Raw genomic sequence first — 2,298 nt, 5'->3', positions numbered from 1 at the left:
GCCAGTACGGGCGAGTCCCCCGGCAGCAACCGCCTCGAAATCGTCGGCGACCTCGCAACCGCGACGACCGACGGAAACCAAGCCACGCTCATCCGCAACAGTCAATCGGCCGCGGCTTTCAGCCGTAGCACGGACGAGATGTTCGGCGCCCCCGATACCACCACGGAACTCTTCCGGCCGACCGCGGCCGTCAACCAGCATGCGGCCATTCTCAACAACTTCGTGGCAGCCGCCGCCGGCCAGGCGGAACTGATCGCCCCGGCCGATGCGGGGCTGCGCTCCCTCGAGCTGGCAGGCGCCATGATCTATTCCACCTGGATCGGCGACGAAGTCGCGCTGCCGCTCGACGGCGCGGCCTACGAAACCGAACTCCTCAAACGCATTGCCGGGTCCAAACCTCGGACGGTTGTCCAGACCGCCGCGATAGTCGATATGTCGAAATCATACAGATAGGGGAAATCCATGAGCGAAGATCACCGTCAAAAAGGGCTCCCGATGACCGGGAAGTGGGATCCCGCCGCATTGGCCAAAGAGGTCGCCGAACTCGAAGCGCTGGAAACCGCGCCTCTGGGCACGAAGGTCAAGGGCTACCTCAAGCGCACCGGCCCCGGACTGCTGCAAAGCGCCATGACGCTCGGCGCGGGCAGTGCGGCCGCGTCGATCGTTGCGGGCGCCTACTATGGCTACTCCCTGCTGTGGGTGCAGCCGCTCGCCATGTTCCTCGGCATCATGATGCTCGGCGCCCTGGGCAAAGTGGTGCTCACGTCCGGCGAGCGCCCCTACAAGGCCTTCGGCCGCGAAATCAACAAACCGCTCATTTTCCTCTGGGCGCTCGGCACGGTGATGGCGTCGGTCATCTGGCACTTCCCCCAATACGGTCTGGCCGCCGGGGCGGCGCGCGACTTGGCCATCCAGCTCGGCGGCGTCACCGAAAACGCCGAGGGCTTCACGGGCGTCGGTCTCGCCACCAGCTGGGGCATCGGCCTGCTCATCCTGGCAATCAACGTTTCCACCACCTGGAACTATGGCAAGGATGCCAAGGGCATTAAAATCTACGAATGGTTTTTGCGCGGCACCATCGCCATCGTGGTGATCATGTTCGGAGCGGTCGTCGTCAAGACGGGCATCAAAATGGACGTGCTCAAAGCGTGCAACTTCGGCTTCGGTTTCCCGAACACCGCCAAGGGCATCACCACCGTGCTCGGCGCCATCGGCGCCGCCGTCGGGATCAACATGACCTTCCTCTACCCCTACACCCTGCTCGCCAAAGGCTGGGGGAAGTCGCACCGCACGCTGATGCGCTGGGACCTGGCCCTCTCCATGTTCCTGCCGTTCGTGCTGGTCACCTCGCTGATCATCATCGCCATGGCCAACACCGTCTATCCGCTCGACCCGACCACGCCGCTCAAGCCGCTCGACGCCGCCCAGGCGCTGGTGCAAACCATGGGACCGATCGGCCGCGTGGTCTTCGACCTCGGCTTCATTGCCATGACCTGCGGCGCCATCAGCACGCACATGGTGGTTTGCGGATTCACCATCTGTGAAATGTTCGGCCTGGAATACACCACCAAACGCTTCCGCATGTTTGCCCTGGTCCCGGCCATCGGCATTCTGGGCGTCATCACCAACACCCCCATGTGGATGCCCGTCGCCGCATCGGCCGTCTGCCTGACCATGCTGCCGATTGCCTATGTCATCTTCTTCATCATGAACAACAAGCGCAGCTACCTCGGCGATGCCGTCGGCAGCGGATGGAAACATGCGCTGGTGAACGTCATCCTGCTGGTCGCCATCGCCATGGCCACCATTGGCGCCGCCATCAAAATCAAAAGCGGCGTCATCGACAAAATCAAGGGCATGGCCGGCCAGCCCGTCGCCGAACAGCCGCAGGAAGCGAAATGAGCAATCATCAAATTTCCAGCGGCGCGGATTATGCTCCAACCGCCCAGGCCGAAAAGGTGGTCGGGCCGGGCGCATTCGTTTTCGCCGCGGCCTATCTCGACCACGGGCACATCTACGGACAGACCAACGGGCTGAAGGATTCCGGCGCAACGCTCAAGTGGGTGTTCGATCCGGATCCCGCCAAGGTCTCGGCGTTCGTTGAACGGAATCCCGAAGCCCAGGTGGCCGAATCCTACGGCCAGATCCTCGCGGATCCGGACGTGCGCCTGGTGGCGGCCGCCGCGGTACCCTGCCAGCGCGCGGACATCGGCTTCCAGGCGATGGAAGCCGGCAAGGACTATTTTACCGACAAGGCGCCCTTCACCACGCTCGAGCAGCTCGCCGCGGCGCGCCGGT

General features: G+C 63.6%; 2 protein-coding genes and 1 pseudogene. All 3 read left to right on the top strand.

The genetic code is table 11. The features are described 5' to 3' along the window. Nucleotides 1-453, top strand: a pseudogene (locus tag ABYO54_RS15995) (gfo/Idh/MocA family oxidoreductase); the annotation flags it as partial. A 9-nt stretch (nt 454-462) separates the two neighbouring features. Next, a complete protein-coding gene (locus ABYO54_RS15990) occupies nt 463-1,902 on the top strand; it encodes a divalent metal cation transporter (protein ID WP_372809229.1) in 1,440 nt (479 codons plus the stop codon). Continuing rightward, nucleotides 1,899-2,298 (top strand): Gfo/Idh/MocA family oxidoreductase (locus tag ABYO54_RS15985; protein ID WP_372809228.1); only part of this gene is annotated, 400 nt, incomplete at its 3' end. The genes ABYO54_RS15990 and ABYO54_RS15985, both read left to right, overlap by 4 nt.

Origin of the sequence: Pontiella sp. (assembly GCF_041622395.1) — a bacterium.
Classification (GTDB): domain Bacteria; phylum Verrucomicrobiota; class Kiritimatiellia; order Kiritimatiellales; family Pontiellaceae; genus Pontiella.
The sequence above is the reverse complement of the archived record's forward strand: the minus strand, read 5'-3'. Positions and strand labels throughout refer to the sequence as shown.

What these genes read in the sequence shown, in the direction of transcription:
- ABYO54_RS15990 (WP_372809229.1), top strand. Translation starts at nt 463, where the DNA reads ATGAGCGAAGATCACCGTCAAAAAGGGCTCCCGATGACCGGGAAGTGG.